The sequence below is a fragment of the Psychrobacter sp. AOP3-A1-26 genome (genome assembly GCF_052378235.1).
Taxonomy (GTDB): domain Bacteria; phylum Pseudomonadota; class Gammaproteobacteria; order Pseudomonadales; family Moraxellaceae; genus Psychrobacter.
Genome location: NZ_JBQSXN010000023.1, coordinates 23,409 through 38,860 on the forward strand (window position 1 = coordinate 23,409; position 15,452 = coordinate 38,860).

At 43.3% G+C, this 15,452-nt stretch carries 10 protein-coding genes; 2 read left to right on the forward strand and 8 right to left on the reverse strand.

What is annotated here, in order from left to right; genetic code table 11:
- Positions 1 to 168 precede the first annotated feature (168 nt).
- The 7 genes from ACT3TU_RS05960 to ACT3TU_RS05990 form a co-directional block, all read right to left on the reverse strand.
- A complete protein-coding gene (locus ACT3TU_RS05960; protein ID WP_192529396.1) occupies positions 169 to 2,034 on the reverse strand; it encodes a reverse transcriptase domain-containing protein in 1,866 nt (621 codons plus the stop codon).
- 716 nt (positions 2,035 to 2,750) lie between these two features.
- On the reverse strand, positions 2,751 to 3,557 hold the full coding sequence (locus ACT3TU_RS05965) for a pteridine reductase (protein ID WP_192523013.1): 807 nt from the start codon (positions 3,555 to 3,557) through the stop codon (positions 2,751 to 2,753).
- Positions 3,558 to 3,591: 34 nt separating this feature from the next.
- Complete coding sequence (locus tag ACT3TU_RS05970) at positions 3,592 to 4,794, reverse strand: tRNA nucleotidyltransferase (RefSeq protein WP_192523012.1); 1,203 nt, start codon at positions 4,792 to 4,794, stop codon at positions 3,592 to 3,594.
- Positions 4,795 to 4,953: 159 nt separating this feature from the next.
- Positions 4,954 to 7,275: an NADP-dependent malic enzyme gene (locus ACT3TU_RS05975; protein ID WP_192523011.1), complete on the reverse strand. Its 2,322-nt coding sequence runs from the start codon at positions 7,273 to 7,275 to the stop codon at positions 4,954 to 4,956.
- A 328-nt stretch (positions 7,276 to 7,603) separates the two neighbouring features.
- A complete protein-coding gene (locus tag ACT3TU_RS05980; protein WP_192523010.1) occupies positions 7,604 to 9,070 on the reverse strand; it encodes a protein adenylyltransferase SelO in 1,467 nt (488 codons plus the stop codon).
- 309 nt (positions 9,071 to 9,379) lie between these two features.
- Positions 9,380 to 10,558 carry an acyl-CoA desaturase gene (locus ACT3TU_RS05985; RefSeq protein ID WP_192523030.1) on the reverse strand — a complete coding sequence of 393 codons (1,179 nt, stop codon included), beginning with the start codon at positions 10,556 to 10,558 and terminating at the stop codon, positions 9,380 to 9,382.
- A 449-nt stretch (positions 10,559 to 11,007) separates the two neighbouring features.
- Positions 11,008 to 11,736, reverse strand: coding sequence for a glycerophosphodiester phosphodiesterase (locus tag ACT3TU_RS05990; RefSeq protein ID WP_192523009.1), 729 nt, complete (start codon positions 11,734 to 11,736; stop codon positions 11,008 to 11,010).
- 339 nt (positions 11,737 to 12,075) lie between these two features.
- On the opposite strand from ACT3TU_RS05990, the gene ACT3TU_RS05995 reads away from it, so the two are divergent.
- Positions 12,076 to 13,017, forward strand: a complete 942-nt coding sequence (locus ACT3TU_RS05995) for a hypothetical protein (RefSeq protein ID WP_192529400.1) — start codon at positions 12,076 to 12,078, stop codon at positions 13,015 to 13,017.
- 160 nt (positions 13,018 to 13,177) lie between these two features.
- Here ACT3TU_RS05995 and ACT3TU_RS06000 read toward each other — a convergent pair whose 3' ends face one another.
- Entirely contained in the window at positions 13,178 to 13,789 is a 612-nt protein-coding gene (locus ACT3TU_RS06000; RefSeq protein ID WP_192529401.1) for a cob(I)yrinic acid a,c-diamide adenosyltransferase, read from the reverse strand.
- A gap of 182 nt (positions 13,790 to 13,971) precedes the next feature.
- On the opposite strand from ACT3TU_RS06000, the gene cysS reads away from it, so the two are divergent.
- Positions 13,972 to 15,408 (forward strand): cysteine--tRNA ligase, encoded by a 1,437-nt coding sequence (gene cysS / locus ACT3TU_RS06005; protein WP_444784154.1) that lies wholly within the window; start codon positions 13,972 to 13,974, stop codon positions 15,406 to 15,408.
- Positions 15,409 to 15,452 lie beyond the last annotated feature (44 nt).

A 15,452-nucleotide genomic window follows, 5' to 3' on the forward strand; every position in this document is an offset into this window, starting at 1 on the left:
GCAATATAAATATGGTGGGCCCAGTAGGACTTGAACCTACGACCAAAGGAGTAGGGTCGAACTACCTATCTTTCGTGATAAACACGTTAAGAGTAGAGAATCCTCCCTCCGAACGCAGCTTGCAACTTTCATTGCACTACGCTCTCCATCACTCCAGTTAGACAAATTTTATGCTTTAGCTAGTTTCGGTAACGCAAATTTACTAAGCTTTAAGCCGTCATACTTACCGTTATGTATTTTGACATGGCAATCGTGGCATACAGGAACTTGTTTACGGTTTATTTTAGCCATTGTGAGCGTGAAGCCTTTGACTTTTTCACCTATTTTCCTGATATGCTTAACATGGTGCATTTCGATATTCTCTGTCTCACCACAAATACAACACGGTGAGAATAGTTTACTTCTAGTACGCAATTTGATAAACGTTTGTAGTCTACCACCATCGTTTACAGTTTCGCTATGTGTCATGAACTCGAATTTCTGCCTAGTCAGTGACGGTTTGTAAGGGAAAGCAATCTTTCTAACTACTTTGCTATCCTTATCTTTTACCGTAACTGTTAGGTTTTGACCATATCTTTTAAAGGTCTTTTTAACGCTTGACCTGTGTTTGTGTGCAAGAGTTTTAGCTGCACTATGTAAGAGGATATATTGAACTCTCCCTAAGTCACATCTATTATCCGCGAACGAATAGTAGTTGTGCAATCCTAACCAAACACTACCAATCAATTCAACTATCTGTATATCGTCAAGCACTGACCAACTTGCTTTGCTCTTTGGGTTGCCGTCATGGTCACAAAATCCTTTAATGGCTAATTTACTAACCAATTCGCCTACAGGAGCAGTCATGATAGGCTGCCAACCCGTAACACGTTTCTTGAATTTAAAACCGTTCTTGCTAGTATATGTAGCTTTCTTACTTTCACCATCATGTCCGACTTTCAATTCTGTTCCTAAGAAACGAGATTTTTCAGTCTTAGCGTGGCGTATATGCGTTTTTTCAAAGTTTAATTTGAGTTTTAGCACATCTGTAAAGTAATCCGCACATTCCTGTCTGAGCTTTGTTGCAAGTTCTTTAGAGCCATTGACACCTATTATCCAGTCATCTGCATACCGTATGTATTTGACTCTGATGTACTCGCCATCATGTAATACGGTAGGGGTTGAGGCAAATTCTCGTTTAAGAGTTTTCACTTCATCTAGTATTCTTTCTTTCTCAACTAAGTCTGAACAAAGGTTTGCTTTCTTTAGTCGATAATTTATCTTACTAGACAGACTTCTATGCTTTGGGTGGGTAATTTTAGCATTACCTCTTTCATATTCCTTAATCTTGGCTTCTACAAATTTATCAAAGCCGTCTAAGTAGATATTGGCCAATGTAGGCGATACAACACTGCCTTGTGGCGTACCTACTATAGTATTATGGAACATGCCAAATTCAAGGTATCCTGCATTTAAAGCCTTTCGTATTAGGTTGATGAAGCGTTCGTCTGCTATTCTCACCCTAAGTAGTGATATTAAGATGTCATGTGAGATATTATCGAAGAAGCCCTCGATATCACCCTCAACAATCCAATTAACACCACTCCAATTGGTTCTAAAGCTTTTAAGAGCTGTATGACAACCCATATTCTCTCGAAAGCCGTGGCTATTCTCTGAGAAGTTTGGTTCATAGATTGCTTCTAGGATTAATTTAATAATCTGTTGGACAATCTTGTCATTTGGCGGTGCAATGCCTAAAGCGCGTTTCTTGCCGTTGCTTTTGGGTATTTCTACCTTTCTGGCAGCGGTAAATTGAAAAGACTCGTCTTTCATGGCATTGATTAAACGACTAATGGTTCTAGCCGAAAATCCGTCAATGGTTTTACCATCAGCGCCTTTGGTCATGTTTCCTGACTTACTTTTAAGAGTTTCATACGCTAAGACGTACAAATCTTCTTTGTAAAGCAGTCTATACAAATCACGGTTAACCCATTTAGGATTAGCTGTATTAATTTGTCTAATTTTCTCTAATCTTTGAATGTCTGAACTACTCATACGAGTAAACAATCCTTTATAGAGTTAGTGTGACTGTTACCCTTTCCTTTCAACACTTGTTAGAGTGTTCGTATATATAGCTCTATTAAGCAGCTATAAGCAGGTACTATGGTAACTCCGTTCCCGCGCATGTTATTCCAACCATGCTTATCAATTTCTCGACTTAGGGAATCCCATAGTTGCGCTTAAAACGCGACAATAGAATATTTAGGTACTCCGTTCGTTCTTTTCCCCTGTACTACAGGTAGCGTTAATCGAGTGACTCACAAAACTCTCATAATCATAATTCTGTGTCGATTAAATATAGACCTAAAGCAAAAGTGTCTATTGGGCAAGATACTCCCCACTTCAAACTAGAGTTCAAGCAGTTTAGCTTTTACCATGTATTCACTAACTGACTAACCTTTCGGGCATTTTGCTTTACCCTCACTAGCCTTTTACCAACCTGCTAAGTTCCCTCTAGGCTTTCGCCCTTTGGTATCGCTGACGGGTTTTTCTCGTCAACTAAGTTGGTGTTTTACATCAATTGTCACATGATGGTTAGGTTTCCCTAACAACGTTTTAAGCACCGCAATGGCGCACTTATGAGTCCTCTGCTCTAACCAACTGAGCTATGGGCCCTAACGTTAGACGCACAATGATACCTGATTTTTTCGATTTTTCAAGTAAAAGATAGGAAGTAACAAAGATATTTTTTATGAGGCGCCAATTTTCTGTCAAACATGACCGCCAGCCAAGGTAAGGCTACGGCCACCATCAACAGTAATGATCTCCCCGGTAACATAACTGGCCTCTGCTAAATAAAGCACGCTATGAGCAATTTCATCAGGCATTCCTATTCTTTGCATAGGGATAGATTCGATAATACTCCGTTGCTGCACATCATCAAGCGCTTGGTCGCTGTTGGTTTCTGGTAAGATATTGACCCCAGGAGCGACACCGTTGACGCGTATATTTGGTGCCATCTCCAATGCTAGGGATTGCACCATCATCCGATGAGCCGCCTTTGCCATACTATAAACCGCGTAATTGCTAAACGGCTTATTGTGCGCGTGAATATCGAGTAGGCTGATAATACAACCTCGCTGATTTTTAAGATAAGGGAGTAGGGCTTGGCTTAACAGTAAAGGCGCTTTGGCATTGGTTAAAAACAGCTCATCCCATTGAGCGTGATTAATGTTATTGAGAGGAGTAGGGTAAAAACGTGAGGCGTTATGCACCAATACATCTAACTGCCTAAATGCTTGCATAATAGTTTGGACAAATTGTTCTAACGCTGCGCTGTCATTGACGACTGCCAAGTCCGAAACGATGATAACTGCGCTACCAACACGAATTTTATTAAGCTCATTTGCTAGTGTATTCGCTTCTTGCTCACTGCGATGACAATGAATGATGACGCGATAGCCTTGGTTATGAGCAGATTTAACAATGGCCGCACCAATCCGTTTGGCACTACCCGTCACGAGCATCACTGGGGCCTTCGTATTGAGTGACTCAGAGGCATTATATTTTTGATTCATAATAAGCGCTATATGTTCTATTACTAAGATGTTTTTAAGATAGGTGGCGTGCTGCTTGCAGATGCTCAATCCTACGTTGCCTTAATGCTTCACCAATCGCTGGGCCTTTGAGGTCTGTCGCAATGTCATTCATCCCGATAGCACGAAAGCTGCTCAGCGCGAGCATCATTTGGCGATGCTGCATTGCCAATTGTAATACGTGGCTGCACACCAGCAGTTGTGAAAGCTTATTAGGCTCTTTATGAGCGCCACAAGCTTGAATAAGGTCGATTTTTTCAGCTGCACTAAGCGTATTTATGGTGCTGAGTTTTTTAGCTTGTTGTACGAATAGAGTCGCAAACTGGTTTTGTGCTTTTGGTACTTTGGCCGTATTGCCTATATCGTTGATACCCTTTGTAATCGTTGATTGATTGCTCTTTGGAACATCCGTTGAAATATCGGTTTTGCTATCAAACAATGATGAGTTTAGGCTAGCCATTAATAGCGCCCAGCGTTGTGACAGGTTTAATTGCATCTGACCTGCGAAGTATAGCGCAGTCTGCACCGTCTCTCGTATATTTCCATCACTCCACGCCTGATGTAATGGCAAAAAATACTCTACTAAAGCATCGATGTCGAACAGCTGTTGCCAGTAGATATGAGGGGATAGTTGTAAGGTTGCACGGCTTGACTCTTGCCAAATGCGTTCCGCGCTTAAGTGCGCGAGTTCCCCAGAGGCAACCAATTGGCGCATTAATAATAAGGTTTCATCAGCAATGACAAAACCCAAATCATAATAGCGACTATAAAATCGAGCAGTTCTGAGGACACGTAATGGATCTTCGCTAAACGCAGCTGAGACATGACGTAGGGTTTTGTTTTCTATGTCAGTCAGTCCACCATAGTAATCAATAACCTCACCGTTGACAGGAGTGTCATCGGTTAAGCCAGTGATTTCAATTGCCATGGCGTTAACAGTCAAGTCGCGGCGGCGCAAGTCCTCTTTTAATGTTACCTCAGGGCTCGCATGGATACTAAATCCTTGATAACCAACGCCTTGTTTGCGCTCAGTGCGCGCCAGTGCGTATTCCTCGTGACTGGTAGGATGCAAGAATACCGGAAAGTCGGCACCCACTTGTTGAAACCCTGCCTCAAGCATTTCTGTAACCGTCGCTCCAACGATGACAAAGTCTTTGTCTTTGATCGGGCGTCCTAATAGCTGGTCACGAACAGCGCCGCCGACGAGATATACTTGCATAATTCTCTCTTTTTATTTATTCAGTATTGACTAAATTGTTCTGTTCAAAAAAACCAGTCAATGCTTATCAAGCATTGACTGGTTTTAGTATAGCAGACGGTTTCTATAAATAAATGATAGAAGACCGTCCTAATGGCGTGCTTACAAGCGTATCAATGATTATTGATGCTCATTTTCTAAGTCTTGAGCTTCAGTGACCGCAAGAGCCGTCATATTAACCACACGGCGCGCTGTTGCTGATGGCGTTAGGATATGCACCGGCTTATTGGCACCCAATAGGATAGGCCCGATAGAAGCGCTACCTGTGGCTGTTTTTAGTAAGTTAAAGGCGATATTAGCAGAATCAAGCGTTGGCAATATAAGTAGATTGGCATTGCCTTCTAGCGTGCTCGACGGTAAGTCTTCTGAACGGATATTCGCATCCAGTGCGGCATCACCATGCATTTCACCGTCAAAATCGAAGTCCACATCCATGTCTAATAGCAACTGATGAACCTTGCGCATTTTTACAGCGCTGGCGCGATCAGAAGTACCAAAGTTTGAATGTGATACCAGTGCTACTCGTGGCGTGATGCTGAAGCGGCGCAACTGCTCAACTGCCAATATGGTCATTTCAGCCAATTGTTCAGCGCTAGGATCTTCATGGATATAAGTGTCGGCAATAAAGATATTGCGATCTTGCATCAACACCGCATTCATCGCATAAAAGTCGTTAACCCCTTGTTTTTTACCGATAACATTTTGCACGTATTTAAGATGCAATTGATAGTGGCTAAAGGTACCACAAATCATACCATCAGCATCACCATTTTCGACCAACAAAGCACCGATCAAAGAGGTCTTACGGCGTACATCACGACGGGCAAGTTCGATACTAACACCGTTACGTTTGTTTTTCTCGTAGTAGCCTTTCCAGTAGTCTTTATAGCGTGGGTCATCATCAATATTGACGATAGTGATGTTTTCACCGTCTTTTAGACGTAGTGCGAGCTTTTCGATATTATTGGCGATGACTGCAGGGCGACCAATTAAGACGGGTTGTGCCAGCTGTTCATCGACGACCACTTGTATCGCGAGCAATACATTGCTGTCTTCGCCTTCACAGTAGACGATACGCTTTGGATCTGCTTTTGCACGAGCAAAAATCGGCTTCATCACAAACGCTGAGTTATAAACAAACTCAGATAGGCTCTGACGATAGGCTTTCATATCGGCGATAGGCAACGTCGCAACACCTGAATCCATCGCTGCTTTAGCAACGGCAGAGGCGATCTCGATGATTAAGTTTGGCTCTAAAGGTCCTGGAATTAGATAATCACGACCGAAGCTTTGCATTTTCTCAACGCTTTTGACGTTTTTAGTCGGCGTTGCTTCAACGTGTGCCATCGCAGCGATTGCTTTTACACAAGCGATTTTCATTTCTTCGTTGACGGTCGTTGCACCTACATCCAATGCACCGCGGAAGATATACGGGAAGCATAACGCGTTGTTTACTTGGTTTGGATAGTCTGAGCGACCCGTAGCCATAATGACGTCTGGGCGTACCGCATGTGCCAATTCTGGCATGATTTCAGGCGTTGGGTTGGCCAGTGCGAAGATAATAGGGTCTTTTGCCATGCGGCGAACCATATCTTCAGTCAATATACCAGGCATCGATAAGCCTAAGAACATATCGACATCATCCATCACTTCTTCGATGGTCGTAGCCGTGGTATCACGAGCATAACGCTGTTTGGTTTCATCAAGGTTTTCACGGCTGGTACTGATAATACCGCGCGAATCAGAAACAAAAACATTGTCTTTATTAACGCCTAGCGCACAGATAATGTTTAAGCAGGAGATAGCGGCAGCACCAGCACCTGAGCAGACAATCTTAATATCCTCTATTTTTTTATCAGTAATCAATAGTGCGTTGAGCATCGCCGCGGCAACGATAATTGAGGTCCCGTGTTGATCATCATGAAAAACCGGAATGTTCATACGCTCACGCAATTCGCGCTCGATTTTGAAACATTCTGGCGCTTTGATGTCTTCTAAGTTGATACCGCCAAAGGTAGGCTCAAGTGCGGCAACCGCTTCGATAAATTTATCAGGATCATTTTGCGCTATTTCTAAATCGAATACGTCAATACCCGCAAACTTTTTGAATAGAACGCCTTTACCTTCCATGACAGGCTTTGATGCTAGTGGACCAATATTCCCTAAACCAAGTACCGCCGTACCGTTAGTGATAACACCAACCAAGTTGCTACGTGCCGTATATTTAGCCGCCAGCTTTGGGTCTTTTTCAATCTCAAGACAAGGCACCGCGACACCTGGAGAGTAGGCTAAAGCTAAATCACGTTGGTTAGCCATCTGCTTGATAGGGGTGACTGAGATTTTACCAGGGCGTGGGAACTCATGGTAGTGCAGGGCAGCTTGCTCAAACTGCTCTTTTTCTGTACTAGGGGTATCCGTATTCAAAGTGATATCGTCTTTCATAATAATGGCCATGGTTGGGATAAATTGAAATAGAGTGAATCGTGATAAAAGCCGACGTCTAACCCTCAAGAAATATACTATAATGAGGGTGCTTTTATACTAAAAAGGTCGTGTTTAACGACTAGGTATCAGCGTAAAAACTGTAATATCTTAAAAACAGTTATTCTAGCATTATTGGCAAAAGGTTGCCTAGCTAAGCGCCTTGAAACAGGCAGACAATATAATGAATTGATATTCATTATTTAGCCAGTTGATAATGCCAAAAAACAGCATTGAATATCAACCTTAATTTCACAATGTTTCAAAATATTACAGAGTAGTAGGCTTATTAAGAAGAACAGCTAATCGGCATTTGCGGTGCATGAGGTGCAGGTGGCGTTGTATCGAGTTCGCTGGCAATATCTTGTACTCTATAAGGTGTTGCAAGTAGGTTGAAAACTCGATTTAATTCTTCAAACTGTCCTTGTTCAGCCGCTGTAATCACCCGTTGTGCCATGCTATTGCGTAGGACATAAACGGGGTTGTTCGTTTGCATGTCATTAATGGATTGCTCAATAGACAGCTGCTGTATTTGCGCCAAATAGCGTGTCGACCAATCTTGCCAGACTTGTTGCGCCTGATGGTTAAGTTCAGTCATCATAGTTTTTAGTAGTTGCTGCTCGTAAGGGTATTCAGTTGGCGCGACCAAGCCGAGTAGCGCACGGAAGCTGTTGGTATAGTCGAGTAAGTTGTCCTCTAATAAGCTTAACCATTCAAAAGCCAAGGTTAGGCTTTCTTTTGCGTGCGGTAGTCCAAGTTTGCGGCATAGCCCTTGCTGATAATGCTGCATAAAGATTGGCTCATAAGGTGCCAAACAATCCGCCAGCGTTTCACGGGTAACGCCTTCTAAACGCATAAAGTGCGGCAGCCAAACATTCAAATTCCAATGACCGATGGCAGGTTGGTTTTGATAGGCATAGCGTCCGGTATGGTCAGAGTGATTGTTAATCCAAGCGGGATTAAAGCGCTCCATAAAGCCAAACGGGCCAAAGTCTAAGGTGCTACCCGTGATAGATAGATTATCGGTATTCATCACCCCGTGGGCAAATCCAATCAATTGCCAGTCAGCGATCATCCGCGCTGTACGCTCAACCACCGCTTGTAGAAATGCTGAGACTGGCGATTCGCTGTCATGGCATTCAGGATAATAGGTGTCAATCATATAGTCGGTAAACTCAGCGAGCAAATCGGGAGCAAAGCTAGCAATCCATTCGATATGACCGAAGCGAATATGGCTGTCAGCCACACGCATCAATGCTGCTCCAGTCTCCATACGTTCACGGCGAACTTTAGTTTCAGATACCACAAACCCCAAAGCGTTAGACGAAGGAATGCTAAGTTGGGTTAGGGCATGACCACATAAGTACTCACGAATGGTACTGCGTAAAACAGCACGTCCATCGCCCATCCGTGAGTAGGGTGTTAGGCCGATACCTTTAAGGTGTAAGTCTTGTAATTGGTCGTTATTATCTAGCACTTGCGCCATTAATAGGCCGCGCCCATCACCCAACTGTCCAGCCCATTGTCCAAACTGATGACCGGCGTAAGCCATTGATAATGGCTGAAACTGAGCAGGCACGTATTGTCCGCCCAATATCTCAACCCAGTGTGCCATTAAGTCTTCATCTTCCGTCCAGCCTAATTGCTCTGCAACTTGCTTATTAAAATGACCAACACGTAGGTTGTCTAAAGGCGTCGGTGGTTGCTCATGATAAAGACGGGTATCTAACTTGACGTAGGTATTTTGATAGCGCATATGAGACTTTCCAATTTAGGTTTAGAAGCTTAGGTTTAGAAGCTTAGGTATAAAAGCGGGTGTATGAAAAATTAGTATAAAACCGAGTAATGAGAGTAATAAGCTCACTATAACATAGCCTGAAGTTGGTAACGTTTCGCTATGTCTATCTCCTGTCATTGATACTTGTCATTCTATTTCTGCTAAAGACCATTGTCTTTTATGGCAAGCGTTTATAAATACGTCATAAAAAATCCCCCTATCTTTTACAGATAGAGGGAAGGAAAAACGTAAAGTAAGGAAGCTAAATGACTAGTTTTCTATTAAAGCTTAAGCCGCTTTGGTGTTTTGTCCGATAGAGCGAAACGCTGTTTTTAAGTTGCTATTATGGGTCAGTATTTTTTGCTCAATCTTGGCATAGTCGTGTTTTAACTCATTTTCAACTTCATGTAGACGATCAGCAAACTCGGTCTTTTTCAGCTCAATGGTTTTTGCTTTAAGGGCTTGCCATTCTTCAACCGTTTGGGTAAAGGCATCGTATTCAAACTTGATGCGTTCTTGGAAGCTTTTCATAGCATGAGGAAGATCAAGACCATTGCTTGATGCCGTATCAATCTGCTGTTGTGCTGCTTTAAACTGCATTTGCACTTCGGCATGTTTGATCGTTGTGTCATCAACAGTACGTAGCTCACTGGTTAAACCAAGCTTCGATAGACCTGCAATCAACCATTTGGTTGGGTCATATTGCCACCATTTTACGCCATTACGATAATCGTATTGGAAGAAATGATGGTAGTTATGATAACCCTCACCCCAAGTAAAGATAGCTAGGATAAAGTTATCACGGGCACTATTAGTGTCGGTATAAGGACGTGACCCAAACATATGGCATAGCGAGTTAATAAAGAAGGTAAAGTGATGGGTCAGTACTAAGCGTAGTAAACCGGCAAGTACCAACGTACCCCAAACATCGCCCAATAACCAACCAACGGCAGCGACGAAGCCGACGTTCATTGCCAATACCCATAGACCATAATACTTATGCTGGATCTGCAAGGTTTTATCTCTGGTCAAGTCCGGGATGTTTTTGTAGTCGAACTTACCGCTAGGGTAGTTGCGTAGCATCCAGCCCATGTGACTAAAGAAAAAGCCACGCTTCGCTGAATACGGATCGTCTAAGCGATCATCAACATGACGATGATGGCTACGATGACCAGAAACCCAGTCAAATGCTGAACCTTGTACCGCTAAGGTAGAACCAAGCAATAAAAAGTTTTTAACCACCGGATGTGCTTTATATGCACGATGCGACAATAAACGGTGATAACCGGCAGTGATACTGATGCCTGTCCATACCATAAAAGCACCAAACACGCCCCAAACGGGTGCGCTGACTTGGTGGGTAAATAGATACCATGGCGTAATAATCGCAGCAGCGATAGGGGTGGCTACCAGAATAGTCGCTGGGATCCAGTTAATCGGCGCTTTAGTAAACTCAAACTCACGCATATCGATGCTGTCTGCATTGCTAGACACATCGGTTTTTTCAGAAGTGTCCGCATAGTTGCGTTTGGCAACTGGCGTCTCATTGAGTGAGTTATTCGCTTTGTTCTCATCAAAACGAGCTTTGAAACGCGTCATTTGAGTGCTGGCAGATTTTGCAATCGTGTCACCAGATTTGATAGCGAAACGTAAGCCTTTAAGCGGTAAGCCAAGTGCTTTTTTTGCAATCATATAATATCCCTAGCGGTATTAATTTAACTTCCTATAATACCCTAAAAACTCCATAAAGTGAACACTTATACACTATAAAAATATTGCTAAATAACAATAACTTGTATCGATTATAGGAGGTGTTGACAAAAATTCCCCGTGACTTATCAGACATGCAGTAAAAGTGTAAGTTGAACGACAAATATGTAGGCAATCAAAGGGGTATAAAAATGAAGCTAACAGATTTAATAGATAAGTAAACGAGTGGGGTAATCTGTGATAATGACATCTACTTGCCAAGCTATAAGTTGTTCAATGGTGTCGATATCATTGACGGTCCACGCACTGACAGGCAAATTGTAACGATGGCAGTGCTGAATGATTTTTTTGTTCAGAAGTGGGTAGTGAATACCCAATTGCCCACAGCCAAGTTGCAGAGCAGTATTAGGCGCTGTTGCCAATGCTTCAGGTGTACGAATAAGTAAACCACGCGGAATATGCGCCAATAATTTACTGCATTGTAGTCTGGTATGGAGCTCGATATCAAAGCTAGTCAACACAATAGGTAAGCTGGTAAGTGGACTGTCAATTAGGTCGCGCTGCAAAGCCTTGATTAATTTGCCATAATCAGTACGGTTATGCGTTTTAAGCTCAAGCTCAATATAAGTAAAGCCACGCAGCACAGGCGCTATACTGGCTAAAGTGACAATCTGATGTCCAAATTGTACGTGGCGTTGAATCTCAGCGAGGTTTAGCTGCTCAATGTGTGATTGCTGGGCGCACATGCGTTCTAGGTTATCATCATGAAATATGACCAAATGTCCATCAGCGCTTAGCTGCACATCAAATTCAACACCCGCTAAACCAGCCGTTTGCAAGCTTTGAGTATGCTCGAAGCCCGATAAGGTGTTTTCTAATGCCTCACCGCGAGCACCGCGATGACCTAATAAAAGCGTATTTTTAAGGTTTATCATAACCACTATCTAACCAGTATTTTTAGCGCCATCATATCGTTTCTGATAAACAGGGTCTAATGGAATATTTATGAAATACAGGGCAGTAGTGGCAAACCGACGTCATTGTCTAAATATGTATTTGTTGCGTTTTTGCAACCAAACCTAGATTTTGGGCATAATGTGAGACGTTATTTGTATATCAATAGGCTACACTGATGACCATTGAATACAAATACCGTATAATAATGTTGTTTTTAAACCTATCACAATCACGGTTATTATTTGAGTGTGAGGGTTTGAATATCAAATACTGTCCGTCGGTGGCGGCACGAATCAGTAAATTGGAGCAAAATAAATATGAGCGTAGCAAATAAGAATTTGAGCAAGTGGTATAAGGTTGCTGGTATTGGGATGGTATGCGGTTTGGCACTTGCTGGCTGTGACCGCTCAGAAGAAGAAAATACCACGGAAACTGCAGAGACCACTGAACAAGAAACAGCCACAAGTGAAAACGCTGCTGCTACTGCGGTTAGCTGTGATGATCCAATGGTTCAGGATCGACTCAAATCTGCCTTAAAAAACACGCTCAATCAGCAAGCGCAAACATTGGCGGCAAGCTATGCTAATGAAGCAGAAGTTAATCTGGATAATGGTGCGGTTACCGAAAAAGCCAATGGTATCGTGATCGATGTACAAAATGCCGCCGTTTTACAAGCCGCTAATGATAATGGTATGACGACTTGTCAAGCAAGCGTGAGTATGACCTTGCCAAGCGAAGACTTATATCAAGCGAGCCAAGTCCAAGCTGCCAATAATCAGCCAAGCCTACAGTCTCGTTTAGCCAAAGACAATATTCGTATTAATAATAATATGCTTGTCGACGATGCTTTCACTTATGTCGTTGGGACGCAAGGCGGTCAAGTACGTACGCGTATCGCTGGACAGCCCGCTCTAATGACTGTGGTGTCGGAAGTAGTCGCAAGCTCAGTGCTTCAGTCTGAGATAGAAAAACAGCGTGCCCAACGTGCCGCCGAGCAAGCTGAACGCCGAGCAGCGGCACAGAACGATGACAGTCAGTCAGCGCCAGTTCGCCAGCCTAGAGAAGTAACGCCAGTTGAGCCGATTCGTCCTGCCACGCCGCCGACTGTTAATAATCCAAGCAGTAACCAAAACAACGATACGGACAGTCGCTCAGCCGATGCACCTGCTGATGAGGCGAAAAAATCTGCCAAAAAATCGACACCTGAAGATGACAACATCGATATGGTCATTATTGAAGATGAAAGCGCTACTTACTAATCAGTAAGTCTTATGCCGTTGTTGAGCAATAATGTAGTTGTCGAACAATAATATAGTTGCTGAATAGTATTATTAAATCAGCAAAAAGCCCGCAGTGTTAAGGTTGCGGGCTTTTCTTTATTTTTTTAGCGTCTTGACCAAATAATATTGTTATAGAGCGTTATTTATCTTCAGCCAGTTTTTGTAATACTTGGGGGTCCCAAAGTACCTCAGAGACCTTGTTGGGATCGGTGCAAAAACGTGCCGCGACAAATAGCCAATCAGACAAGCGATTGATAAGGCTGACGGCTGTGCTACGAATCGCGTCTGGACGTTCTTGTTGTAATAATACTGCTTGGCGCTCAGCACGGCGGCAGACCGTACGGGCAATGTGCAGTTGACTGACCAATACCGATCCCGTTGGCAAGATAAAATCTTTTAGCGGTGGCAAAGTGGTGTTCATAATATCGATCTGCTGCTCCAACCATGCAATGTGAGTGGCGTTGACGCCTTCATATTCTGGCATAGCCAGCTCACCGCCGATATTGAATAACAAATGCTGAATGATGACCAATGCTTGAGAAAACGACTCCTCTATAGACAACTCTGAACTTGAAGGCGCATTATTTTGCTGTAATTGAGCACGTACCAGACCGATATGTGAGTTGAGCTCGTCTATGTCACCCATCACGCTAAATAAACTGTCGGCTTTACTGACACGGCTGCCGTCTGCCATTCCAGTACTGCCGTCATCACCAGTGCGTGTATATATTTTGCTTAAGCGATTGCCCATATCTAAATCCTTAAAGGTTTTTTATAATTGAATAGCGTTAGTTGCGCGCTCATTGTAGTATTTTATGGCTGTTTTCGCTAAGATAATGGGTTGAGTTTTATATTGGTGCGCCCTAAACTTATTTTTTCTTATACTTTTACTTTAAAGGCCTTTTAACTATGACCACACCACTTGCCGATGCGATGTCTCAGCTTGCCATTTATGACTCACTAACTGGCAGTAAACGTCAGTTCGTACCACTAAAATCAGGGCAGGTAGGTATGTATGTGTGCGGCATGACGGTTTATGATTATTGTCATATTGGTCATGCGCGGGTGATGGTTGGCTTTGATATGGCGGTGCGTTGGCTAGCACAATTGGGTTATGACGTTAATTATGTGCGTAACATCACGGATATCGATGACAAGATCATTACTCGTGCTAATGAGAATGATGAGGAAATTGGCGCATTGACGCAGCGATTTATCGAAGCGATGCACGAAGATGCAACGGCGCTTGGCTGTCTAATGCCCGATGCCGAGCCACGTGCGACTGACCATATCGATGCAATGCAGCAAATGATTGAGACGCTGGTCACTAATGATTATGCTTATGCAGGTGATAACGGTGATGTTTATTATGCCGTCGATAGCTTTGCAGAGTATGGCAAATTATCTAAGCGTAATCTAGATGATATGCAAGCAGGCTCGCGTGTCAATGTCGAACACGACAAGCGCAATCCGTTTGATTTTGTCTTATGGAAGGCAGCAAAACCCAATGAGCCACAATGGGCGTCACCATGGGGACAAGGGCGTCCGGGCTGGCATATTGAGTGCTCAGCAATGTCGACCAAATGCCTTGGCAATACTTTTGATATTCATGGCGGAGGTCACGATTTACAGTTTCCGCATCACGAAAACGAAATAGCCCAATCTGAAGCGGCGACTGGCTGTGAGTATGCGCGCAATTGGATGCATGTGGGTTTTATCAACGTTGATGGCGAAAAAATGTCCAAATCACTGGGCAACTTCTTTACCATTCGTGATGTGACCGCGCAATACCTACCTGAAACGGTGCGCTTTTTCTTACTATCAAGCCATTATCGCAGCCAAGTGAATTTCTCTGATAGCGCATTGGATGAAGCACACAATAGCCTAAGCAGATTGTACAATGCATTAAAATTGGCTGAACAACAAAAAGGGCAGACGCTAATAATTAATGATGCATTGATAAATGACGCTTATAGCAGCACAGCTGGGCAAGGCTTTATCAAAGCCATGAATGATGACCTCAATAGCTCCACAGCGATTAGTGTGCTATTTGGGCTGGCACGCGATATTAATAAAGCGATTAAAGCCGAAGACGTAGATGATGCCTGGCAATGGGCGCAGCAGCTTAAAGCGTTGGCGCAAGTGCTGAATATTTTACAGCAGCCAGTACAGCAGTTTTTGCAAGCAGTGATTGGCGATAAGGCAGAAGACGGCCTAAGCGATGCTGCTATCGATGATTTAATCATTGAGCGTGCTGATGCTAAGATCAACAAGGATTTTGCCCGTGCAGATGAAATACGCGAGCAACTAAAAGAGGCGGGTATTGAGCTCGAAGACAGCCGCGCAGGTACGACATGGCGCCGCGCATAAGGTAAAAGCTTGCTGAAGGTATATATATTTTACCGAACATACAT

Bases quoted from the DNA above. Each gene is read 5' to 3' on its own strand.
- ACT3TU_RS05960 (WP_192529396.1), bottom strand. From the start codon at position 2,034: ATGAGTAGTTCAGACATTCAAAGATTAGAGAAAATTAGACAAATTAAT.
- ACT3TU_RS05965 (WP_192523013.1), bottom strand. From the start codon at position 3,557: ATGAATCAAAAATATAATGCCTCTGAGTCACTCAATACGAAGGCCCCA.
- ACT3TU_RS05970 (WP_192523012.1), bottom strand. From the start codon at position 4,794: ATGCAAGTATATCTCGTCGGCGGCGCTGTTCGTGACCAGCTATTAGGA.
- ACT3TU_RS05975 (WP_192523011.1), bottom strand. From the start codon at position 7,275: ATGAAAGACGATATCACTTTGAATACGGATACCCCTAGTACAGAAAAA.
- ACT3TU_RS05980 (WP_192523010.1), bottom strand. From the start codon at position 9,070: ATGCGCTATCAAAATACCTACGTCAAGTTAGATACCCGTCTTTATCAT.
- ACT3TU_RS05985 (WP_192523030.1), bottom strand. From the start codon at position 10,558: ATGCGTGAGTTTGAGTTTACTAAAGCGCCGATTAACTGGATCCCAGCG.
- ACT3TU_RS05990 (WP_192523009.1), bottom strand. From the start codon at position 11,736: ATGATAAACCTTAAAAATACGCTTTTATTAGGTCATCGCGGTGCTCGC.
- ACT3TU_RS05995 (WP_192529400.1), top strand. From the start codon at position 12,076: ATGAGCGTAGCAAATAAGAATTTGAGCAAGTGGTATAAGGTTGCTGGT.
- ACT3TU_RS06000 (WP_192529401.1), bottom strand. From the start codon at position 13,789: ATGGGCAATCGCTTAAGCAAAATATATACACGCACTGGTGATGACGGC.
- cysS (WP_444784154.1), top strand. From the start codon at position 13,972: ATGTCTCAGCTTGCCATTTATGACTCACTAACTGGCAGTAAACGTCAG.